This window comes from Sphingomonas panacisoli (genome assembly GCF_007859635.1).
GTDB classification, from domain to species: Bacteria; Pseudomonadota; Alphaproteobacteria; order Sphingomonadales; family Sphingomonadaceae; genus Sphingomonas; species Sphingomonas panacisoli.
Map to the genome: position 1 here is coordinate 1,246,852 of NZ_CP042306.1, position 22,956 is coordinate 1,269,807.

At 65.1% G+C, this 22,956-nt stretch carries 18 protein-coding genes; 10 read left to right on the forward strand and 8 right to left on the reverse strand.

What is annotated here, in order from left to right; genetic code table 11:
* The first annotated feature begins 65 nt into the window (after nt 1-65).
* Complete coding sequence (locus FPZ24_RS06355; RefSeq protein ID WP_240047690.1) at nt 66-1,094, forward strand: LacI family DNA-binding transcriptional regulator; 1,029 nt, start codon at nt 66-68, stop codon at nt 1,092-1,094.
* The gene (locus FPZ24_RS06360) at nt 1,094-2,605 is read left to right on the forward strand and encodes an MFS transporter (protein ID WP_146570282.1); all 1,512 of its coding nucleotides are present in this window, start codon (nt 1,094-1,096) and stop codon (nt 2,603-2,605) included. Before FPZ24_RS06355 ends, FPZ24_RS06360 begins: the two co-directional genes overlap by 1 nt.
* Here the strand turns inward: FPZ24_RS06360 and FPZ24_RS06365 are convergent.
* The 5 genes from FPZ24_RS06365 to FPZ24_RS06385 all read right to left on the reverse strand — a co-directional run bounded on the left by FPZ24_RS06365 (nt 2,589) and on the right by FPZ24_RS06385 (nt 7,809).
* On the reverse strand, nt 2,589-3,917 hold the full coding sequence (locus FPZ24_RS06365) for a sensor histidine kinase (protein ID WP_146570284.1): 1,329 nt from the start codon (nt 3,915-3,917) through the stop codon (nt 2,589-2,591). The genes FPZ24_RS06360 and FPZ24_RS06365 overlap by 17 nt on opposite strands.
* 29 nt (nt 3,918-3,946) lie before the next feature.
* On the reverse strand, nt 3,947-4,666 hold the full coding sequence (locus FPZ24_RS06370) for a response regulator (protein WP_146570286.1): 720 nt from the start codon (nt 4,664-4,666) through the stop codon (nt 3,947-3,949).
* Between the two features lie 91 nt (nt 4,667-4,757).
* Nucleotides 4,758-5,282 carry an EF-hand domain-containing protein gene (locus FPZ24_RS06375; protein ID WP_240047643.1) on the reverse strand — a complete coding sequence of 175 codons (525 nt, stop codon included), beginning with the start codon at nt 5,280-5,282 and terminating at the stop codon, nt 4,758-4,760.
* A 208-nt stretch (nt 5,283-5,490) separates the two neighbouring features.
* The gene (locus tag FPZ24_RS06380) at nt 5,491-6,267 is read right to left on the reverse strand and encodes a thioesterase family protein (protein ID WP_146570287.1); all 777 of its coding nucleotides are present in this window, start codon (nt 6,265-6,267) and stop codon (nt 5,491-5,493) included.
* A 9-nt stretch (nt 6,268-6,276) separates the two neighbouring features.
* Complete coding sequence (locus FPZ24_RS06385; protein WP_146570288.1) at nt 6,277-7,809, reverse strand: class I adenylate-forming enzyme family protein; 1,533 nt, start codon at nt 7,807-7,809, stop codon at nt 6,277-6,279.
* A 73-nt stretch (nt 7,810-7,882) separates the two neighbouring features.
* Here FPZ24_RS06385 and FPZ24_RS06390 point away from each other — a divergent pair, with 73 nt between their 5' ends.
* A complete protein-coding gene (locus tag FPZ24_RS06390; RefSeq protein ID WP_146570290.1) occupies nt 7,883-8,497 on the forward strand; it encodes a glutathione S-transferase family protein in 615 nt (204 codons plus the stop codon).
* Entirely contained in the window at nt 8,494-9,291 is a 798-nt protein-coding gene (locus tag FPZ24_RS06395; RefSeq protein WP_146570294.1) for an SDR family NAD(P)-dependent oxidoreductase, read from the forward strand. Before FPZ24_RS06390 ends, FPZ24_RS06395 begins: the two co-directional genes overlap by 4 nt.
* Nucleotides 9,292-9,298: 7 nt before the next feature.
* On the opposite strand, the gene FPZ24_RS06400 is transcribed toward FPZ24_RS06395, so the two are convergent.
* On the reverse strand, nt 9,299-10,525 hold the full coding sequence (locus FPZ24_RS06400) for a TCR/Tet family MFS transporter (protein WP_186729099.1): 1,227 nt from the start codon (nt 10,523-10,525) through the stop codon (nt 9,299-9,301).
* 269 nt (nt 10,526-10,794) lie between these two features.
* Entirely contained in the window at nt 10,795-11,502 is a 708-nt protein-coding gene (locus tag FPZ24_RS06405) for a DNA alkylation repair protein (RefSeq protein WP_146570295.1), read from the reverse strand.
* Between the two features lie 109 nt (nt 11,503-11,611).
* Between FPZ24_RS06405 and FPZ24_RS06410 the strand changes: the two genes are divergently transcribed.
* The 5 genes from FPZ24_RS06410 to FPZ24_RS06430 all read left to right on the forward strand — a co-directional run bounded on the left by FPZ24_RS06410 (nt 11,612) and on the right by FPZ24_RS06430 (nt 20,261).
* Nucleotides 11,612-13,141 (forward strand): MFS transporter, encoded by a 1,530-nt coding sequence (locus FPZ24_RS06410; RefSeq protein WP_240047644.1) that lies wholly within the window; start codon nt 11,612-11,614, stop codon nt 13,139-13,141.
* An 86-nt stretch (nt 13,142-13,227) separates the two neighbouring features.
* Nucleotides 13,228-14,436: an acyl-CoA dehydrogenase family protein gene (locus tag FPZ24_RS06415; protein ID WP_146570296.1), complete on the forward strand. Its 1,209-nt coding sequence runs from the start codon at nt 13,228-13,230 to the stop codon at nt 14,434-14,436.
* Between the two features lie 100 nt (nt 14,437-14,536).
* Nucleotides 14,537-15,610, forward strand: a complete 1,074-nt coding sequence (locus tag FPZ24_RS06420) for an acyl-CoA dehydrogenase family protein (RefSeq protein ID WP_146570297.1) — start codon at nt 14,537-14,539, stop codon at nt 15,608-15,610.
* Nucleotides 15,611-15,829: 219 nt separating this feature from the next.
* The gene (locus FPZ24_RS06425) at nt 15,830-18,865 is read left to right on the forward strand and encodes a TonB-dependent receptor domain-containing protein (RefSeq protein ID WP_146570302.1); all 3,036 of its coding nucleotides are present in this window, start codon (nt 15,830-15,832) and stop codon (nt 18,863-18,865) included.
* Nucleotides 18,866-18,953: 88 nt separating this feature from the next.
* A complete protein-coding gene (locus tag FPZ24_RS06430) occupies nt 18,954-20,261 on the forward strand; it encodes a spinster family MFS transporter (RefSeq protein WP_146570304.1) in 1,308 nt (435 codons plus the stop codon).
* Here FPZ24_RS06430 and FPZ24_RS06435 read toward each other — a convergent pair.
* Nucleotides 20,258-21,502 (reverse strand): TetR/AcrR family transcriptional regulator, encoded by a 1,245-nt coding sequence (locus tag FPZ24_RS06435; protein WP_146570312.1) that lies wholly within the window; start codon nt 21,500-21,502, stop codon nt 20,258-20,260. The two genes, FPZ24_RS06430 and FPZ24_RS06435, sit on opposite strands and share 4 nt — an antisense overlap.
* A 162-nt stretch (nt 21,503-21,664) precedes the next feature.
* On the opposite strand from FPZ24_RS06435, the gene FPZ24_RS06440 reads away from it, so the two are divergent.
* Nucleotides 21,665-22,948, forward strand: coding sequence for an acyl-CoA dehydrogenase family protein (locus tag FPZ24_RS06440; RefSeq protein WP_146570313.1), 1,284 nt, complete (start codon nt 21,665-21,667; stop codon nt 22,946-22,948).
* Nucleotides 22,949-22,956 lie beyond the last annotated feature (8 nt).

Sequence of the window (22,956 nt, forward strand, 5' to 3'; positions counted from 1 at the left end):
CCGCTACACTCGCGCCAAACCGGCCGCGTCCGACGACCGGGAGCGGGAGGAATCGTCGCGCGGTGCTGACCGACAAGCCGACTTCATTCGATATCGCGCAGCGCGCCGGCGTGTCGCAGCCGACCGTCTCGCGCGCGCTCCGCGGCGACCCGACCGTCAGCGAAGCGACGCGCAAGCGCATCGAGGCGATCGCGGCGCAACTCAATTACAAGGTCGACAAGAACGCATCGTCGCTGCGCAGCCGCCATACCAACACGCTGGCGCTGTTGTTTTTCGAGGATCCGACACCGGACGATTCGCTGATCAACCCATTCTTCCTGTCGATGTTGGGTTCGATCGCACGGACCTGTTCGCTCCGCGGATACGATCTGCTGACCTCGTTCCAGCAACTCTCGTCGAACTGGCACGTCGATTACGAGGACAGCCACAAGGCGGACGGCATCATCCTGCTCGGGTATGGCGACTACGAAACCTATCACGCGCGGATCGAACAGCTGGAAGCGCAGGGGACGCATTTCGTGCGCTGGGGATCGGTTCAACCGGGCCAGCCGGGGACGACGATCGGGTGCGACAATTTCCGCGGCGGGCGCGACGCGGCGGGGCATCTGATCGGGCTCGGCCGCCGACGCATCGCTTTCCTGGGGCAAGTGTCGAGCCATTCGCCAGAACTCCGCGAACGCTATCGCGGCGCATGCGCCGCGATGAGCGAGGCGGGGATCGACCCCGATCTCGGCCTGCAAGTCGATGCAATCACGACCGAAGCGTCGGGCTACGAAGCCGCGCAGAAACTGATCGGGCGCGACATTGCATTCGATGCGATCTTCGCCGCCAGCGACCTGATCGCGATCGGCGCGATGCGCGCGCTGGAAGAGGCAGGCTTCAACGTGCCACGCGACGTGTCGGTGGTCGGGTTCGACGACATCCCCGCCGCCAGCCTGTCGCACCCGCCGTTGACCACGATCGCGCAGGATTACGCCAAGGCGGGCGAGATGCTGGTCGACACCTTGCTCCGCCGCATCCGTGCACAGCCTACCGAAGCGGTGATGCTGCCCCCGCGGCTGATCGTGCGCCGCTCGACTGCCGAGGCGAAGTGATGGACGCGATGACGTCGGAAAAGCCGCGACAGAGCTGGCGCGGGTTGTGGAATATCTCGTTCGGATTCTTCGGCATCCAGATCGCGTTCGGGCTGCAGAATGCGAACGTCAGTCGGATTTTCCAGTCGCTCGGCAGCGATGTCGGCAGCCTGGCGTTGCTGTGGATCGCGGGGCCGGTGACGGGGCTGCTAGTTCAGCCGATCATCGGACATTTCAGCGACCGGACGTGGGGACGGTTCGGACGGCGGCGGCCATATTTCCTCGCAGGGGCGATACTTGCCGCGTTGGCGCTGTTGGGCATGCCCAACGCCAGCGTGCTGATCGCGGCGGCGCTGTTGCTGTGGATGCTCGACGCATCGATCAACGTGTCGATGGAGCCGTTCCGCGCTTTCGTCGGCGACATGGTCGCGCCGTCGCAGCGCACCGCGGGCTACGCTTTCCAGACGGCCTTCATCGGCGCCGGCGCGGTGGTCGGCAGCCTCGCGCCGTTCGCGATGGCGAAGCTGGGGGTCAGCAACGTCGCGGCAGCCGGCGGCATCCCGGATTCGGTACGCTATTCCTTCTATCTCGGCGCGGTCGCGATCTTCGGCGCGGTGCTGTGGACGGTGCTGACGACCCGCGAATATCCGCCCGAGCAGATGCAGGCGTTCGGCGATGCGCAAGCCCAATATCATGCATCGTCGTTTTCCGACGCGTCGCTGCCCAAGATCCTGACAACCGCAGGCGTGGTTTTGATTTTTCTCGGCGCACTTCTTACTGGCACGATTTACCGCTGGTCTTTGGAACGCGACCTTTACGTACTCGGCGGCCTGTTCATCGGCGGTGGCGTCTTGATGCTCGCGGCGTCCGGTATGATCCGTGCGCGATTAGAAAATGCGCTTGTACAGATCATGAGCGATCTCGTGCGGATGCCCGGCCAGATGTGGCGGCTGGCGCTGGCGCAGTTCTTTTCCTGGCTCGCCCTTTTCGTTCTGTGGATCTACACCACCCCGGTCGTCGCCCAATACGTATTCCATTCCACGGACGCGGCGGCGAAGGCCTATAATGATGGCGCCGATTGGGTCGGCGTACTGTTCTCGGTCTATAACGGCGTGGCCGCGCTCGCGGCGTTCGTTCTGCCGGTGCTGGCTAGGCGGATTGGCGCACCGCGCACACACATGATCTGTCTTTTGATCGGCGCGGCCAGCTTTGCCTCGTTGCTGGTGATCCGCAATCAACAGACGCTCTTGCTGCCAATGGTCGGGATCGGTCTGACATGGGCGTCCATCCTGACTATGCCTTATGTCATCCTCGCCAGCGTCCTCCCGCCGCAAAAGTTCGGGATTTACATGGGCATCTTCAACTTCTTTATCGTGCTGCCGCAACTTGTCGTGGCGACGGTGATGGGTGCCGTCATTCATGCCTGGTTTCCCACGGAGCCGATCTGGACGATGGCGTGTGCAGCCGTCGTGATGACGATGGCGGCGGCGGCGATGTTGCTGGTGCGGAGCGAACCTAACGCGGCAGCGTGATCGTCGCGGCGAGCCCGCCTTCGGGGCGGTTCGCCAGGTCGATATCGCCGCCTGCCTCGCGCACGATCGCGCGGGCGAGGGCAAGGCCGAGGCCGATCCCGCCGGTCTCCTTGTTGCGCGACCCCTCGAGCCGCGTGAACGCCTCGAACACTTCGCCCACCCGCTCGGGCGGGATGCCGGGACCCTTGTCGGCGACGGTGATCCGTACGGCATGCGCGGTCGCAGTGAGCGACACGTCGGCGCTGCCGCCATATTTCACCGCATTCTCGATGAGGTTGCGCACCGCGCGGCGGATCAATGACGGCCGCAGCCGCATCGGCAACCGCGCCGCCTCCTCGTAACTCACCGGCTTGCCGAGATCGCGGAAGTCCTCGACCACCGCATCGACCAAAGCCGCGACGTCGACCTCGGTCAGCGGCTCGCTCGGCCGCCCCAGCCGCGCGAGGGACAAGATGTCGTCGAGCGTGCCGTTCATCTCGTCGATCGTGTCGGCCATCTTGGTACGGTCGTCGTCATCCTCGACGGACTCGATCCGCACCCGCAATGCAGCCAGCGGGGTACGCAAATCGTGTCCGATCGCGCCGAGCATGCGGTCCTTTTCGTCGAGCATTGCCATCACCCGCGTTCGCAACTGATTAAACGCAGCGATCAGCGTTCGGACGTCGTGCGGTCCGCTTTCCTCGATGGGGCCTTGCTTATCGGCAGGGTGGAAGCCCTCGGCAGCCGTGGTCAGCATGCGCAACGGTCGCGCGATCCGCCGCGCCGCCCACAGCACCGGCAGAAGCACGATGACGTACAGGACCAGCGTCTGGCCGATCAGTCGCGATACGATCGGCCAATCGGAATCCTGCCAGGGTACGCTGGTCGTCCACCAGCCCGCGCCGGGCTGCTCGATCGCGATCAGCAACTCGCCCTCCGCGGCGCGGAAGCGTTGCTCACGATAATGCGACATGCGCTTCAGCCGAGGATCGTCGGCACGGATCGGGCGGATGCCGGTCACGACCTGTCCGATCGGGAGGCCTGCTTCGATCAGCCTCTGACGCAAACCTTCCTCGACATCGGCGCGGCGCCGGAGTCCATTTTCGATCGGGTTGGTCGGCCAAGGCCTGGAGCGGAATCGGTCCCAGGGCGAACCGTCGCTCGGCTCGGTGGCGGAGATATCGCGATTGCGCTGGCCCTGCGCCGCATCGATCAGTCGCGATGCGGTCGGCCCGACCACCTGCTCTAGCCGGAAAGCCTGGCGATCGTGCAGAGTCAGGCCGAAGTTGATCGCCTGCGCCACGAATAGCGCGAGCGCGACCAGCACGGCCATCTGTCCCGGCAAATTGCGCGGCCAGAGCCTCAAAGACGGGTAACCTCGGCGGCGAGCGTATAGCCGCCGCCCCATACCGTCTTGATCAGTTCGGGATTCTTGGGATCGGGTTCGATCTTGCGGCGGAGCCGGCTGACCTGGTTGTCGATCGCGCGGTCGAACGCCATCGCTTCGCGACCCTGGGTCAGGTCGAGCAGCTGGTCGCGGGTCAGTACCTGACGCGGCCGCAACGCAAGAGCGAGGAGCAGGTTGTACTCGCCGGTCGACAGCGGCACCGACACACCCTCGCGGTCGACCAATGCGCGCTCGCCGGTTTTCAGTACCCAGCCGCCGAACGCGTAGGAACCGCTTTCCGGTGCATGCTGGCGGCTACCTCCGGCGGCGGCGCGGCGCAGGATGACCTTCGCGCGGGTCGCGAGTTCGCGCGGGGAGAACGGCTTCACGACATAATCGTCCGCGCCCATTTCGAGCCCGACGATGCGGTCGGTTTCCTCGCTCTTGGCGGTCAGCAGGATCACAGGGATGTCGCCCGACGCGCGGATGTGGCGGCAGAGACTCAACCCATCCTCGCCCGGCATCATGATGTCGAGGATCACGAGGTCGATCGCATAGGCCGCCATCCGCGCCCGCGCGCCCTCGGCGTCGCCGGCCTGCGTCACGCGAAAGCCTTGCTTGGTCAGATATTGCGCAAGCGGCTCGCGGATCGAGCGCTCGTCATCGACCAGCAGGATGTGGGGAAGACCACTCATCGGGATTTGCTAGGCGATCGTCGCGTCGGGGGAAAGGCAATGCCGGGCGGGCGAGGAGGGGCGCCCGCCCGGCAGCCGGGACAAATGGGGATTATTGCCCGGCATCTGGTTTCGGCGCGTCGGCCGGCGGCGGAGGCGTATCGCCACCCGCGCCGCCCCGGCGCATACCCATCGCGTCGCGCGCTGCCTGGCGCTCCGCGGGATCGAGTTTGCCATCCTTGTTGGCGTCCATTCGGTCGAACCGGCGTGCGGCTTGCGCGCGGAATTCGGCGCGATCGATCGTGCCGTCGCCGTTGGTGTCCAGCCGCGCCATCATCCGGCTGCCCGGCGCGGGGGGTGTCGCGGCGCCATCGGCGGCGGCCGGCGGCGTTGCACCCGACGCCGTCGCGGGCTGGCGGCGCATCGTCATTTCCGTCGCGTCGAGCTTGCCGTCCTTATTGACATCCATCCGGTCGAAGCGGGCATCGGCCTGCGCCATCGCCTCGTCGCGCGTGATGGTGCGGTCGGCATTGTCCTGCGGTGCAGGCATGGGAGCGGTTTGGGCGGAAAGCGGGCCGGCGGCCACGGCGACGAAGCCGGCGGTGGCCAGGATAGCGGCGAGGGCAGTGCGATTCATGACGGATCCTCAACAGGGGCGGGATGTTTCCCTAACGCCTGTGCTTATCGCCACCCTTCGTCACGCAGGCGTGTCAGTCCACGACGAAATTGTCGTAAATTGTCGCGGCTCGGCGCAGCGAATAGCCCCGCTATTTCCCGCCCGGCGCCGAACCCGGCCGGCGGATGCGCAGTAATCCGTCCAACGACGCGGGTTCGCCACGGCAGGCTCAGGCAAAAATAGCCACGCTCTGCATCTGCTCTGCGATCGGCTGCCCGTCGGCGTTCCAGATCGCCATTTCCTGGCTCGAACTGCCATCCTTGGCATAATCGGCATTCGCCCGCAGCAGCCACCAGCCATCCGTGGTGCGCGGCTGGGGACCGAGAACGTTGAGCTGCCAGGTCATCGAGCTGACCGGCGCAGGACCGCCGACCAACTTCAGCGCGGCGGGCGGAAGGCAGTCGGCGATCGCGACCAACTCCACCATCGGGTCGAGGCCGTCGCGTTCCTGCAACCGGACCCAGCGCAGCCATTCGGTCGGGCCGACCGTCGCATCGCGGCGATCGAGCAGCTCGAAGTTCTGGATGAAGAACGCGGAGTTCTCACCCTTGAACGTGGTGTCGTCGGGCGTGGGACAAGCGAAGTCGGGCGCGTTGCCGACTTCGTACGTCACCTTCGACTCGACCGTCCCCATGAACACGAACGTCGCGCGCAGCCCGAGGCCGGCATCGCTCTCGACGTCGGCCTGAATGAACGCGGCGTTGCGGCCGCGACGCAGGCGCGTGGCGCGGATCGTGATCTCGCCCGACAGCGGCCCGATGAACGCGACCAAAGCCGAGCGAAGCGGCGGCAGATCCTCATCCGATCGTTGCGCGACATGCAGCGCCAGCGCGGCGGACAGTCCGCCATAGCTCGTGCGCCCCTGCAGCCAAGTATCGGGAATGCTCCCCCGCCAGCCGCCGTCGATCGGCTCCAGCGCGTCGATGATCGCCTTCAGTCCCGGCATGCGTCCCCCTTATGTCGCTTCGGCGGCCAGCCGGTCGCGCAACTCGCGCTTCAATACCTTTCCGATCGCGCTGCGCGGCAGTTCGTCGATCGCGTGCAGCGCCGACAGTCGCTGCGTCTTGCCGAGCTGGGCGTTGGTCCACGCCATGATCTCGTCGGCGCCGGCATCGATTCCGGTGTTCGGCACGTAGAATCCGACCGGCGTCTCGCCCCATGCCTCCGACGGCACGCCGATCACGGTGCATTCCTGCACGGCGGGATGCTGCTTCAACACCGCTTCCAGATCGACCGGATAGATGTTGAACCCGCCCGAGATGATCAGGTCCTTCTTGCGGTCCATCAGGATCAGGAAGCCGTCCTCGTCGAACCGGCCGATGTCGCCATGGCGGATGTAGCGATTGCCCTGCTTGTCGTACCATTCGGCGTCGGCGGTCGCTTGCTGGCGGCCGTGATAGCCCGTCATCATCGCCGGCGAGCGCCCAACGACCTCGCCGGTTTCGCCCTGCGGCACTTCGTTGCCGTCGTCGTCGATCAGCCGCATGTCGTGGCCTGGAAAGGGCTGGCCGACGGTGTGGAGCTTGTCGGGAAACGCCGTGCAGTCGAGCCCGGTCGATGCGCCGCCTTCGGTCATGCCGTAGAATTCGACTAGTCGGCCGGGCCAGCGCGCGACGATGTCGGCCTTCAGCGCGGCCGAGAAGGGGGCACTGGTCGAGGTCTTCATGACGAAGCTCGACAAATCGAAGCTGTCGAAGTCGGGCACCGCCATGAGGCGCTGATACTGCACCGGCACCAGCATGGCGTGCGTCGCGCGGTGCTGCTCGGCGAGTGCGAGGAAACCGCGCGCGTCGAACTTCTTCATCAGCACCGACGTCCCGCCCCATGCCAGCGTCGGCAGGAAGCTGACCAGGGTCGTGTTCGAATAGAGCGGGGTCGAGTTCATCGTCACCGCATCGCCATACCCGCCCGCCGAATTGCGTCCGATGTGCGACCAGCGCATGCGGTGCGACTGGACGATTCCCTTGGGCGTGCCGGTCGTGCCGGAGGAGTAGATGATGTTGAAGCCGTCCTCCGGCCCGATCGTCACCGGCACGGGCTTAGCGCCCTCCGGCGCGAGCCAGTCGCGAAATTCCTCCGTGTCGAGCCGGACCTGCTTCGCCGCGATATCTTGGCCGGCGATTGCCGCGGCATTCTCGCCATCGACGAAGACGATCGGCGCGCCGCAATCCGCGATCATCGCCGCGAGCGATTCGGGCGTGGACGAGGGCGCGAGCGGGGCTGCGACGCATCCCGCTCGGAGCGTGCCCATGAAGACGGCGGCATATTCGACCGAGGCGGAGGCAACGATCGCCACCGACTGACCCTGCCTAACGCCGTCGCGCTGCAGGGCCGCCGCGATGCGATCCATCAGCGCGTCGAGTTCGGCATAGGATAGCGTCGAGACCGCATCCGCGACCGCGATCTTGTCGGGCTGTTCCGCGGCGTGAGCGCGCAGGATGTCGGGCAGGACGGCGAAATCGCTGGTGAGAAGATCGGCGGCGCTCATGTGCCTTGCGCTAAGCGAAGGCATCGGCAAATACCATACGCGAAATTCGAAAAACGGAATCGAGGGGTGAGAGATGCTGTTCTACAATACCGGAAATCCGGCACCCAATCCGCGCCGCGTCCGCATCTTCGCCGCCGAGAAGGGGATCGAGCTGCCGACCCAACAGGTCGAGATCTTCAAGCGCGAGCATAAGGCGCCGGAATATCTGGCGGTCAACCCGATGGGGCAGACGCCGTGCCTGCAACTCGACGACGGTAGCGTGATCACCGAGAGCGTGTCGATCTGCCGCTACCTCGAACATCTGCATCCCGAGACGCCGATGTTCGGCGCGACGCCGCGCGACGCGGCGGAGGTCGACCAGATGATCCGGCGCACCGAATTGCGGTTGATGACGCCGATCGCCAATGTCTGGGTCCATACCCACCCGCTGACCGCGCGCGTCGTGCCGCATCAATATACCGAATTCGGCGAGAGCAATCGGCCGCGGATCGATGCGGTGATGCGCGAGTTCGATACCGTATTGGCCGACCGGGCGTTCCTGGCAGGGGAGGCGTATTCGATGGCCGATATCATCCTGCTGACGACGATCGATTTCGCCAAGTTCATCGGGGTCGAGATGCCCGGCGACGTGCCGCATTTGAAGGCATGGCACGAGCGTGTCTCCGCCCGGCCGAGTGCGCAGGCATGAGTGCGGGCTTCGACGGACGGGTCGCAATCGTCACCGGCGGCGGGACGGGGATCGGCGCGAGCGTCGTGCGCATGCTCGCCGAGCGTGGGGTTCGGTGCGTGGTCAACTATGCGTCGAGCAAGGACGACGCGGAAGCGGTCGCGGCGGCCGCGGGGAACGGGTCGATCGCCATTCAGGCTGACATCGTCGAAGATGCGGCGTGTAAGGGGCTGGCGCAGGCGGCGATCGACGCGTTCGGGCGGATCGATTTCCTGGTCAACAATGCCGGGCGCACCAAGTTCGCCAACCACGAGGATCTCGACGCACTCGACGCCGAGGACTTCGTCGACATCTACCGCCTCAACACGATCGCGGCGTTCCAGATGGTTCGTGCCTGCGCCCCGGCGATGCGGGAGCAGGATGCCTCCGCCGTGGTCAACGTCGCCAGCGTCGCCGGGCTGTTCGGCATGGGGTCGTCGGTTGCCTACGCCGCGTCGAAGGGCGCGCTGATCACCATGACCAAGAGCTTAGCGCGCGTGCTGGCGCCCAAGATCCGGGTCAACGCCGTCGCGCCGGGCTATGTCGGCACCGGCTGGTTCGAAAAACGGCTGGGCGCGGAGGGGTTCGAGAAGCTCAACCAGAACATCGCGAGCCGCGTGCCGATGGGGTTCGCGACCGGGCCGGACGAGATCGCCGGGCCGATCGTCCATCTGCTCGATCCCCTGTCGCGGTCGATCACCGGCGAGACGACGACAATCGATGCCGGCGGGCATCTCGACATGGCGCTGACCCGGCGGCCGGGAAAAGAGGGCTAAGTTGACACTAGGGTGACACTGGCGACGTCGGTTTGCCGGGCACTCGATCGAGCACCTTCCACACCACGATCGCCAGTGCCGCAGTCGCCAGCACCGCCGCGAGCAGGAAGTTCGCGCCAGCAAAGCCGTGATCGACCCCGCTCGCCAGCGCCTGAGTCAACAGCAACGGCCCGAGGATCGACGACACGCTCCCCATGCTGCCGATCCCGCCCTGCAACGCACCCTGGTGCTTGGCGTCGACCATCCGCGACAGCAGGCCGTTGAACGAGGGGAAAACGAACCCCTGGAATGCGCTGATCGCCATCAGTACGTACGCCTGCCACCCCGCGGTCGCGAAAGCGAACAGATAGAAAGCGGTCGCCGCTGAGATCATCCCGAACACGATCGCCTTGCGCTCGCCGAAGCGCTTGATCACCGGCCCGGTCAGCCCGCCCTGCACGCACGCCATGATCACGCCGACGAAGGCGAGGCTCCAGCCGATCGCCTTGGCGTCCCAGCCGAACTTGATCGCCGCCCAGAACGACCAGGTCGCCGGATAGACCATATGACCGAGCTGCCAGAGGAACCACGCGAGCAGCAGTGGCGCGGCGTTGCCGGCATGGAACAGCGGCCGGAACGCGCCGATGACGTGCGCGTCGCGGAGGTGGAATTCACGGCGATTTTCCGGCTTGAGCGTTTCTGGCATCAGGAAATACATCGTCACCGCGTTGATCAGCGCGAGGGCCGCCGCCGCCATGAACGGCGCGCGCGACCCGAACTGCGCGAGTACGCCGCCGATCGCCGGACCCAGGATGAACCCCACGCCGAACGCGAACCCGATCAAGCCGAACGCCGCACCGCGCTTTTCGGGCGGTGTCACGTCGGCAATCACCGATCCGGCGGGGCCGTAGACCGCGCCCGCCGTACCCGCGATCGCGCGTCCGAGGAACAGCCAGGCCAACGTCGGCGCCCACGCCATCAGCGCATAGTCGATCCCGAAACACAGCATCGACGTCATCAGAATCGGGCGCCGCCCGAACCGGTCGGAGAGGTTGCCGAGCACCGGCCCGGCAAAGAACTGCATCACCGAAAAGACGACGAGCATGTAGCCCGCGACGCGCGTCGCCTGTTCCAGGTCGATATGGCCGAGCTGCGTGATTAGCTGCGGGAAGATCGGCATGATGATGCCGAATCCGATCGTGTCGATCAGCACCGCGGCCAGCGCGATCGGTATCGCGCGATTTTCGAATGTCATCTTGCTCCCCCGCCAAATCGCCCGAAGGTCACGAAAGACACAGGACGTGCGCTGCGAACTGCGGCCAATTGCGTGCCGATCGGCCGATCCGAGACGAATGTGTCACAGGATGTGGGCTGTAGGACAGCATAAAGTGTCGCTAGCCCACCGACCAAGCCGTCACCCCCGCGAAAGCGGGGGCCCATCTCTCACCACTGCCATAAATTACGCCCTGGGTATGGTGGATGCCGCAGGAGATGGGTCCCCGCTTTCGCGGGGATGACAGAGGGTTATTTGGCAATCCTCCGCTTGCCGCCATTCTTGAGCGCCTCGCGCTTGCTGAGCCCGCTCAGCCGGCCTTCGTTCGCGGCGACGTAGCGCGCCACCTCGTCCGGGTCGGTCCAGGCATATTGGCGCAGCGCCCAGCCGATCGCCTTGCGCAGGAAGAATTCGGTCGAGCCGATCGACGGTTCGATACAACGATAAAGTAGGTCGAGTTCCGTCGCGCCCTTGGCGGGTAGCTGACAGATGATCGAACTGCGGCGTTTCCACATATCGTCGTCGGTCGACCAGTCGAGCATGCGTTTCGTCATCGCCGCGCGATCGTTCTGCAGCAGCACCCACAGCCGATGCCCAGCAATCTCGTCGACATAGTCCCACCATGCGCCGGAAACGATCATCTCTTCATACATCGGCAGCGCATCGATGCGCTGGAACGGGCGTGCCGCCTTTACCGCGCACAGTTCGATCGCGGCGTAGCGTTCCTCGCGAAATTCGGCATCGCGCCACAATGCCAATACGTCGTTCTGCCACGCCGCACTGTCGGCCCAATCGAGCCCGCCGAACACCGTTTTGAGCGCCGTGCGACGCGGCACGCTCGACACGCCGAGATACGGCATGGCCGACTTCATATAGGCCTGCATCGCCGGCGCGCGTACAGGTTCCGCTACGGCTTCCAGGGCCTGGCGAACGCGGTGGCGGAGCGACTTTGCGGTCATCGCATCAGCCTATCGGGCTTCGTTCCGTAACGGAAGTGCCTTGACCTCGCTCAAAACATACCGCAGTTTCGAAATCGATGGCCGCAGAGACGGCGCGCAGGAGAGCAGGATGGCTACGATGGCGTCGAACGATGCGGTTCCCGTCGCGCGGAGCGAGCAGGCAATGGAACTGCCGCCGATCGGGCTCGGCACGCGGATAAGTTACGGCATCGGCGCGGTCGCCGCCGGACTGAAGGGCGCGGTCTTCAATACCTTCCTGATCTTCTACTACAATCAGGTCGTCGGCATTCCCGCCGGCGTCGTGTCGGTCGCGATCGCGCTGACGCTGGTGGTCGACGCCGTCGCCGATCCGTTGATCGGGCGCTGGTCGGATGTAACGAAGAGCCGCTGGGGGCGGCGGCACCCGTTCATGTACGGCTCGGTCATTCCCGTCGCTTTGTTCTTCACGCTTGCCTGGTTTCCGCCGAGCGGTCTCAGCAACTTCATGCTCGGTCTCTGGGTATTCGCCACGGCGGCGCTGACGCGTACGTCGCTCAGCGCCTTCGAGATTGCCGGAAACGCGATGGTGCCCGAATTGACCGACGATTATCGCGAGCGCTCGCGGCTGTTCTCGCTGCGCTACATGTTCGGCTATGTCGGCGCCTATGGCTTCAGCGCGGTCGCGCTGGCGACGTTCTTCAGGGCGACGCCGACCTTCCCGCGGACCGGTCAGCTCAACCCGGCCGCCTATCCGCCGTTCGTGCTGACGGCGGCGGCGGTCATGATCGCGGTCATCCTGATCTCCGCGATCGGCACCCACAGCCGCATTCCCATGCTGCGGCAAAGCTTCACGGTCAGCGGCGGCGGGTTGCTGTCGCATGTCCGCGAGATGCTGGGATCGTTCAGCAACCGCGCGTTCCTCGCGATCTTCGGGTTTGGCGTGTTCAAATACAGCGCGATCGGCCTGTACAGCGGGATCAACATCTTCTTCGGGACCTATCTCTGGAAGTTCGGCGCCGGCCAACTGTCGATCCTGACCCTGGGCGGGGTGGCGGCGGCGGTCGTCGCGTGGCCGCTCGCGCCCATCGCCGCGAACCGGTTCGGCAAGCGGACCAGCGCCATGGTGTTCGCGATCCTGGGCGTCGCCTGGGGGCTGACGCCGTTGGTACTGTCGCTCAACGGCTGGTTCCTGCTGCCCGGGGATCCGCGGCTGTTGCCGACCTTGCTGTTCATCGACGTCACCTATGGCGCGATGGTCGCGATCTCGCTGATCAACACATCGGCGATGATCGCCGATGTCGTCGAAGACAGCGCCGTGCGCACCGGTCGGCGCGATTCGGGGACGTTCTTCGCGGCATCCAGCTTCATGCAGCAATGCTCGACCGCAGTTGGGATTCTGGCGACCGGGGTCATCCTGACGCTGTCGCATTTTCCCGCCAAGCCGGCGCCGGGCACGGTCACCGACGAGATGGTTCGCAGCCTGATGCTTCACTACATCCCGGCCTCCATGGGGCTGTGGACGGTCGGCGCGCTGATCCTGTGCTTCTATCCCATCTCGCGGCAGAAACATCAGGACAATCTCGACATTCTGCGCGCCCGCGAGGCCGAAGCGGTCTCGCGGGAGCAAGTGAACCTGCCGCTGGGCGGGCCGATGCGCTAAACACGGGATTGACGCGGGCGGTAACGTACCGCAATTTCAAAATATCGAGAGCGCGCTGACTCGGATGGCGCGACGGGAGAGTGACGATGGCGACTTTGGCCGAACCGCAGGCGGGCAGTGCGCTCGACGATTTCCGCGCCGAGGTGCGCAGCTTCCTGGAGGCGAACTTCCCGCCGTCGCTGAAGGGCAAGGGCAACGCGCTCGCCAGCGTCGAGGGGCCGACCCGCGAGACGCCGGAAATGACCGCGTGGCGCAAGGCGATGGGCGAGCGTGGCTGGGGTACGCCGACCTGGCCCAAGGAATATGGCGGCGGCGGCCTGAGCAAGGCCGAGGCGCGCGTGCTGGCCGACGAGATGGCGCGGGTCGGGGCGTGGAACCCGATCGGCGGCATGGGCGTGATGATGTTCGGCCCGACCTTGCTCGAATACGGCTCCGAGGAGCAGAAACGCGAGCACATCCCCGGCATCACGATGGGCGAAGTCCGCTGGTGCCAGGGCTATTCGGAGCCGAACGCCGGGTCCGACCTCGCCAACCTCCAGACCTTCGCGGCCGACGCCGGCGACCATTATGTCGTCAACGGCCAGAAGACCTGGACCTCGGGCGGGCAATGGGCCGACAAATGCTTCTGCCTGGTGCGCACCGACAAATCGGACAAGCATAAGGGCATCAGCTTCCTGCTGATCGACATGACCGCGCCCGGCGTCGAGGTGAAGCCGATCAAGATGATCAGCGGCATGTCGCCGTTCTGCGAGACGTTCTTCACCGACGTGAAGGTGCCGAAGGAGAATCTGGTCGGCCAGGAAGGGCAGGGCTGGACGATCGGCAAGCGCCTGCTCCAGCATGAGCGCACCAACCTGTCGGGCGGCGGATCGCGGCTGCAGATGTCGGGGCCGAGCCTCGCCGATCTCGCCAAGAAATTCGTCGGCGAAGAGGACGGCAAGATCGCCGACCGCGACCTGCGCGCGCGGATCGCGAAGTGGGAAATGGACTGGCGCGCGTTCCAACTCACCGCGATGCGCGTGATGGCGGAATCGAAGGCCGCGGGCGGGGTCAGCGAAGTGTCGTCGATCCTCAAGACGATCGGCACCAAGCTGGGCCAGGAACGGTCGGAACTGATCATCGAGATCGAGGGGCTGCAGGGGCTCGGCTGGGAAGGTGAGGGATACTCGCAGGAAGAGCTCAACAACGTCCGCGCCTGGCTCTTCGGCAAGGCGACGACGATCTATGGCGGCTCGACCGAGGTGCAGAACAACATCATCGCCAAGCGGATTTTGGGGATGCTGGATCACCAGTAGCAACCGTCGCCCCGGCGCATGCCGGGGCCGCTGGCCGCAAGGTCAGCCGTTCGCAACTTAGCGGCCCCGGCCTCCGCCGGGGCGACGAAAGAGAAACAAGATGGCCGTACTCAGCGAAGAACAGACGATGCTCCGCGACATGGCGCGCGATTGGACGTCGAACGAAAGCCCCGTGAATGCGTGGCGCAAGGTGCGCGACGCCGATGATGGCGCGGGGTTCGACGCTTCGGTCTACGGCGAGATGGCGCAAATGGGCTGGTCGGGGATCGTCGTCCCCGAAGCCTATGGCGGGTCCGATTTCGGCTGGCTGAGCCTCGGCCTGGTGATCGAGGAACTCGGCAAGACCGTGACCGCGAGCCCACTCGCGGCGTCGGCGCTGGCGGCATCGGCGATCGCGCTCGGCGGCAGCGACGAGCAGAAGCAGAAGTGGCTGCCCGGCATCGCCAGCGGCGAGATCGTCGCGACGCTCGCCGTCGATGAGGGGCCGCGCCACGATCCCGACGCGATCAAGGCCAGCGTGTCGGGCGGCAAGCTGAGCGGGGCCAAGGCGTTCGTCGCCGAAGGCGACAGCGCCGGTCTGTTCGTGGTCGCGGCGGCCGACGGCCTTTATCTCGTCGCGGGGGACGCGGCGGGCGTCTCACGCTCGCGGCGCCATCTCACCGATTTCCGTAGCCATGCCGAGGTGAGCTTCGACAGTGCCGATGCCGACAAACTGGCGGGCGGTGGCGACGACCTGCTCGGCAAGGTGCTCGACCGCGCGCGCGTGTTGGCGGCGGCGGAGATGCTCGGCATGGCGGGGCAAGCGTTCGAGACGACGCTCGCCTACCTCAAGCAGCGCGTCCAGTTCGGCCAGGTGCTTGCGACGTTCCAGGCGCTGCAGCATCGCATGGCGAACCTGTACAGCGACATCGAACTGATGCGCTCGGCGGTCGAGGCGGGGCTCGCCGCGATCGACAGTGGCGGCGATACGCGTCAGGCCGCGATCCTCGCCAAGGTGAAAGCCAACGAGGTCGGGCATCTGATGAGCCGCGAGATGGTCCAGCTGCACGGCGGCATCGGCATGACCGACGAATATGACGCCGGCTTCTACCTGAAGCGGATGCGCGTGCTCGAGGCGATGTGGGGCAACACCGCCGCGCTGCGCGACCGGTTCGCCACGCTCAACGGCTACTGACGCACCTTTCGGTAGCTCCCGATACGACAGTCCCGCTGCCCGGATTCCGGGATCGGGTTTGGTGCGCTTCGGGAATATGAGCCGATGACATTTTCGTCACACCAAGGCGTACGTAGCGAAATGCAACGCGAAGAACGCTTGACGTAACGTCATCTTACGTGCCTATTCGAGTTCTGGGTATGGTGCCGGCAAGCGCATTGACCCGATGGGGAGAGGTACATGACCAAGACAAGGTTGCTCTGCGCGTGCGCGATATCGGTAATGGCGATCGCGGCGGCATCGCCGGCCATGGCGCAGACCGCGCCCGACGCCGACACGGCCGATGCCGGCAAGGACATCGTCATCACCGGCTCGATCATCAAGGGAACGCCCGAGGATGCCGCGCTGCCGGTCAACGTGATCGGATCCGCCGACCTCGAAAAGCAGGGCTCCCCGTCGGCGGTCGAATTGCTCAAGGCATTGCCGACCTCAAGCGCCGTACTCGGCGACGCCAACCAGTTCGATAGCCGCTCGCAGGGCGCGGAAGGCATCGCCACTGCCAACCTTCGCGGCCTCAGCCCGCAGCGTACGCTGGTTCTGCTCAACAACCGCCGCCTGGTGACCGCCGGTAACGGCGTTCCCGCCGTCGACATCAACCTGATCCCCGCGGCCGCGATCGGCCGGATCGAAGTGCTGAAGGACGGCGCCGCGGCGACGTACGGTTCGGACGCGATCGCCGGCGTGGTGAACTTCATCACCCGCACCGACCAGGAAGGCTTCCGCGCGGCGGGCAGCTACAAATTCGTGCGCGGTGCCGATGGCGATATCGACGGGTCGTTGAGCTTCGGCCATGTCGGTGACAATTGGCGCTTCCTCGCGGCGGTCAGCTTCTCGAAGCGCGGCGAATTGTCGACGCGCGACCGCAGTTTTGCGGTGCAGCCTTATGCGGTGAACCCGCAGGGCGGCTGGACCGGCGGCGGCAATCCGGCATCCTATCTCCTCGTCGGGCCCGGCGCCGCCGGCCGCAATACCGCCTACAGCGCGCTGACGCCGGACGCAGGATGCGCGACCTTGGGCGGTTTCGTCGGCGCCAACAGCCGCTGCTACACGCAATATTCTTCGTTCGATAATCTGGTCGACCTGGAAAAGCGTGGTACGGCCTTTGTCGATGTCGAGGCCGATCTGACGAACACGATCAAGTTCGAGGTCACGGCGCTCTACGGACGAAGCACGGTCCCGCATTATCTCACGTCGCCGTCCTATATCCTGACGCAGTTGCCGTCCCTTGCTTCGCTCGGGGGCGTCAATCCCTATCCCTATGCAACGGCGGCCAGCGTGGCGCCGCAGACGGCGGGCTTCTACGTACCTGCGACCAACCCGGGCTTCATTTCGTACAAGGCGGCCTATCCGGCCTTGTTCACCGGTGCGGGCGCCATTGCGACCGGCGCGGTATTCCCGCTGCTGCTGTTCCGCCCGTACATCGCCGGCGGTAACCCCAGCACGTTGGGCGACCTGATGGAAAAGGGGTCGGCGCGCGGCATGCGCAAGTCCGAATCCACGCGCCTGACCGCCGAACTCAGCGGCAAGTTGGGGACGTTCGACTGGAGCGTGTCGGGGACGTATCACGATTATTATCGCTACACCGACGGCTATGACTCGTTCGGTGACCGCGTCCAGCTCGCGCTTCGCGGGTTCGGCGGACCCAATTGCACGGGCACAACGCCGGGCGCCAACGGCTGTTTGTGGCTCAATCCGTTCAGCACGGCGGTATCGGCCGGCGCCGTCAACGGCACGACCAACCCGCTCGGTACCGGACCGGCGAATACCAAGGAATTGACCGACTGGTTCTTCGTGAAGGGGACGACGCAGGTCGAATCGCAGCTGTTCGTCGCGGATGCGTCGCTGTCCGGCAGTTCGGGCATCAAGCTGCCCGGTGGCGATATCCAGGTCGGTATCGGCGCGCAGTATCGCTACAACAAGTTCAGCACGACCTACGGCAACAACAGCAACATCCAGTCCAATCCGTGCCGCGACACACCGATCACCGGCAATACCAACCCGGCGGCGTGTTCGCCCACCGCACTGGGTCCGGCGGCGGCAAACGGAGCGTACGCGTTCCTGGGAACCGGGCGCAATTCGTACCTGAGGGGCGGCGTCTACGCGCTGTTCGCCGAAGCGCAATTGCCGGTGTTCGACACGTTCAACCTGCAGCTTGCCGCGCGATATGAAGATTATGGCGGGGGCGTGGGCCACACGTTCGACCCGCAAGTCCGCGCACGGTGGCAGGTCACCGACTGGCTCGCGCTACGCGGCGGCTTCGGCACCACGTTCCGTGCACCGACTTTGGCCAACATCTCGAACGGTTTCGTCACCGCGCTGCAGCTGATCGGATCGACCTTCACCCCGGTCGACGTCAACGGCAACCCGAACCTGAAACCCGAAAAATCGAAGAACTATTCGGGCGGCATCCTGCTCAAGTTCGGCGGCTTCCACGCCAGCGTCGATTATTTCCGCTATGACCTGACGGACGCGATCGTCAGCGATCCGCTGGCGGCGATGGTGGCGACGTTGTTCCCGGCCGGTGCCGCCAACACCTGCGCGGCCAATCCGACGCTCGCGGCGCGGTTCACCTTCAGCACCGGGGCCTGCACGGCCGCGACGACCGTCGCGAACGTGGCGCGCGTCAACACGTTCCTCCAGAACGGCGCGTCGCAGACCAATTCGGGCATCGACTTCAGCGCCGAATATCGGTCGAGCCAGTTCCTTAACTCGAACCTGCGCTTCGGCATCGGCGTCGATGCGACCTACACGATCAGCAACCGGATCAGCGCGATCTCGGTGGCGGGCGTGCAGGTGGCGAGCTCGTTCGACGGGGTCGGGCTGCTCAACTATCAGTCGACGCTCTACCCGTTGCCGCAATGGAAGGGTCAGGCGTTCCTCGACCTGGGCGGCGGGCCGGTCGATGCGCGCGTGACGGTCTATTACACCGACGGGCTGCACGATCAGCGCTTCGACACGAAGACCGGGCCGTTCGCGCTCGACACGTCGCTGTCGGCGGCGGGCACGGCGTATTACGCAGGCGCGGACATCGGCAATTTCGTGACCGCCGATTTCAACCTGCAGATCAAGCTGCCGGCGAACATCACGCTGACCGCGACGGTGATCAACATCTTCGACAAGGATCCACCGTTTGCGCGTGAAGACTACAATTACGAACCGTTCATCGGCAATCCGCTGGGACGGCAGTTCAAGGTCGGTGCCTCGGTGAAGTTCTGACCTTGTCCGATTGATTTCGTCCGGCCCCGTCGCGCCCCATTGGCGCGGCGGGGTCGTTATTTTTGTACCAGAGTAAAAAGGTCGCCCCGTGTCCTCCCCGACAAGCCTCCCCGAAGTTCAGGCGACCTTCGTCGCCCAGCGCCGCGCGCTGACGCTGCTGTTGCTGACGCTCGCGTATTTTTTCAGCTACATGGACCGCCAGATCCTCGCGATCCTCAACGAAGATATCATCCGCGATCTGCACTTGAGCGACGCGCAGATGGGGATGCTGGGCGGGCTGGCGTTCGCGATCTTCTATGCCGGGCTGGGTATTCCGGTTGCGTGGCTCGCCGATCGCAGCAATCGCGTGCGGATCATCGCGATCGCGCTGGCGATCTGGAGCGCGTTCACCGCCGCGGGCGGCCTCGCGACGAATTTCTGGCAACTGCTCGGCGCGCGGATCGGCGTCGGCATCGGCGAGGCGGGGTCGAGCCCGCCCAGCCATTCGATCATCGCCGATCTCTATCCTCCCGAAAAGCGCGCGTCGGCGCTGTCGATCTATTCGCTCGGCGTCGGGCTGGGCGCGGCATTCGGGACGATCATCGGCGGCGTGGTGGCCACCAAATATGGCTGGCGCGTCGCGATGTACGTGATCGGCCTGCCGGGGTTGCTGCTCGCGCTGATCATCTGGCTGGTCGTACCGGAGCCCAAGCGCGGGCTGTCCGACGCGCAAGTCGCGATGGAAGACACCAAGCCGACGCTGGCCGACGGGTTCGCGACCTTGTTCAGCAACCGCGCGGCGCTCCATCTGATCGCCGGGTTCACGCTGACGTCGATGATCGGTTACGGTCACACCGCGTTCGGGCCGGCATATCTGATGCGGTCGTTCGCGTTCACCAAGCTGGACATCGCGTTGAAGATCGCGCCGGCGGCGGCGGTGATCCTGGGCATCGCGGCGATCGCCAGCGGCAAACTCGCCGATCGGCTGACGCGCGAGCGCGGTCTTTACGCCCAATCGACAATGGTCGCGGTGCTCAAGACCTGCGCATTGCCGTTCACGATCACCTACTGCCTGGCGTCGACCACCCAGCTGGCGGTCGGCGCGTATTTCGTCGCGATCTTCTTCTCGACAGCCTATCTCGGCGTCACCTTCGCATTGATTCAGTCCGAAGCGCCGGTACGGCTACGCGCGACCTGGGCGGCGATCATGCTGTTGATCAACAACATGATCGGGCTGGGGATCGGGCCGATGGCGGTGGGCGCGATCAGCGACGCGCTGAAGCCGACCTACGGCACCGAATCCCTGCGCTACGCGATGTTCACCTTCGCCGCGATCACCCCGTGGGCGATCTTCCATTACTGGCGGGCAGGGGTGCTGTTGAAGCGGAAGTGGGCGGAGCGGCAGGCGACAATTTAGTCCCGCGCCGCGCGATCGTCGAACATGCCGAACGCCAGCGTGGAGGCATACATCGCCACGGCGCGTTCGCGCGGCATGCTGCTCGCCCATTTACGCATGTCGAACGCGGCGTTCTGCAGCGCCATCAGCGACTGGCTGACGATCAGCGCATCGACCGCGCGGATCGACCCTTCGGCGGCGCCGTCGGACAGCATCCCGGCATAGCGGCGTGCAATGCGGTTCGAGCGGTCGATCATCGCGCTCCGGACCTGACGCGGCAGCCCGGTCAGCGCGGTCGTACGCAATAGCGGCCCGCGCACCGAGAATTGCACGTCGAGCAAGGTCGCGATGACGCTCGACAGCTTGTGCCACCAATCGCCGCCTTCGTTCTCGCCGGCCTGCTGCGTCTCGATGATCGTGTCGAAGCTGCGCTTGTAGCATTCGATGACCAAATCGTCCTTGGCATCGAGGTGGTGATAGAAACTGCCCTTGGTGACGTTGAGCTCCGACGCGATCCGCTGGACCGACGCGCCGCGATAGCCGAGTTCGTTGATCAGCCGCGTCGCCGCGCGCAGGAACGCCTCGCGCCCCGGCTCGGCTTCTTCATGCTCGATGTCGAGCATCGCCGGCGACCAGGTCGCGCCCTTGGGTGCGATACCGTGACGGAACATGTCCATCAGCCGCGCCTCGACGCGATCGAACTGGTCGAGATCGTAGCGATTGATCCATGCTGGGATCCAGAACGTCTCTTCGAGCAGAACATGCGCCCGCGCGCCGTTCAAATCCTTCTGCCGCCGGTCGTCGGGATCGCCCCATAACGCGCGCGTGCGGCGGAAGATGTCGCGCCAGCCGGCCATCAGGCGGCCGAGCATCGGCTCCTCCATCGCGCGCAAGTCGCTCAGCCCGGCGAGCGCGCGCTCATCATTTTCGCGGATGCGCGCGAACCGCGCCATGTTGAGCGACAGATATTTGGCGACGCGCGCTTCGGGCGTCGCCTCCGCCTGCGCCTCGTCGAGCATGTCGCCGAGCGTCAACAGCGTGTGTTCGAAACACGCCTGCGCCAGATCTTCCTTGCGTTTGAAGTAATAAGTGACGCTGGTCGTGTTGAGCCCGACCCGCCGCGCAACATCGGCGAAAGTCATGCCCTTCGCGCTTTGTTCGTTGATCGCCTCGGATGCCGCCGCCAGGATCGCGTTGCGCTTCGCCCTAAAACGCTTGGTCCCGGTCGCTTCGTCCAGTTCTACAGTATCGCTTTGCCCCATCGTCGAAGCTTATCAGCTTCGTCCCGCATAACCAGCGGTTTTCCGTAACGGAATTGCCACTTTTCGAATCTTTTTGTCGGTGCCGCATATCGCATTCAACGGCTTTACCGAAAACGCGGTATGGTCTAGCCGATTACCGGATAGCCAAAGGAGAGCGATGCGATGGACTTCACATTGAGCGAACGCGAGACCTATTTCCGCGATCGGGTGAAGGCGTTCATCGACAAGGAAATCGCGCCCCGCAACCACCTGTATCACGAGCAGTCGCATCAGGGCGATCGCTGGAAAGTCATCCCGGTGATCGAGGAGGTGAAGGCTATCGCCAAGGCGCAGGGGCTGTGGAATTTCTTCATGCCGCCGCATTCGGGCCAGACGCATGTCGACGACAGTTTCGAATTCGAAGGCACGCAGCTCACCAACCTCGAATACGCCCTGTGCGCGGAGGAGATGGGGAAGATCGGCTGGGCGTCCGAATGCTTCAATTGCTCGGCCCCCGACACCGGCAATATGGAGGTGTTTCATCGCTACGGTACGCGCGAGCAGAAAGAAAAGTGGCTGAAGCCGCTGATGAACGGTGAAATCCGTTCGGCGTTTTTGATGACCGAGCCTGCCGTCGCTTCGTCGGACGCGACCAACATCGAAACCAGCATGGTCCGCGACGGCGACCATTACGTCATCAACGGCCGCAAATGGTGGTCGTCGGGCGTCGGCGACCCGCGCTGCGCGGTCGCGATCGTGATGGGCAAGACCAACCCCGACAACAAGCGGCACCAGCAGCAGAGCCAGATCCTCGTGCCGATGGACGCGCCGGGCGTGAAGATCGAGCGGATGCTGTCGGTCTATGGTTACGACCATGCGCCGCACGGCCACGGCCAGGTGCTGCTCGAGAATGTCCGCGTGCCGGTCGAGAACATCCTGCTCGGCGAAGGGCGCGGGTTCGAGATCGCACAGGGGCGCCTCGGGCCGGGCCGCATCCACCATTGCATGCGCACGATCGGCACCGCCGAGACGGCGATCGAGGCGATGGCCAAGCGGCTGCTGTCGCGCGTCGCGTTTGGCAAGCGGATCGCCGACCATTCGATCTGGGAACAGCGCATCGCACGCGCCCGCATCGACATCGAGATGACGCGGTTGCTCTGCCTGAAGGCTGCCGACATGATGGACAAGGCCGGCAACAAGTCGGCGCAACTCGAAATCGCGATGATCAAGGTGCAGGCGCCCAACATGGCGCTGCAGATCCTCGACGACGCGATCCAGGCGCATGGCGGCGGCGGCGTGTCGGACGACTTCCCGCTGGCGCATCAATGGGCCGCGATGCGCACGCTGCGCTTCGCCGACGGGCCGGACGAGGTGCACAACCGCGCGATCGCCCGCAACGAATTCGGCAAGTACGGCGACTACAAAGTCGATGTCGCGTCGAGCGGAGATATCGGGGTTTCGCGCTAGACCCGTCG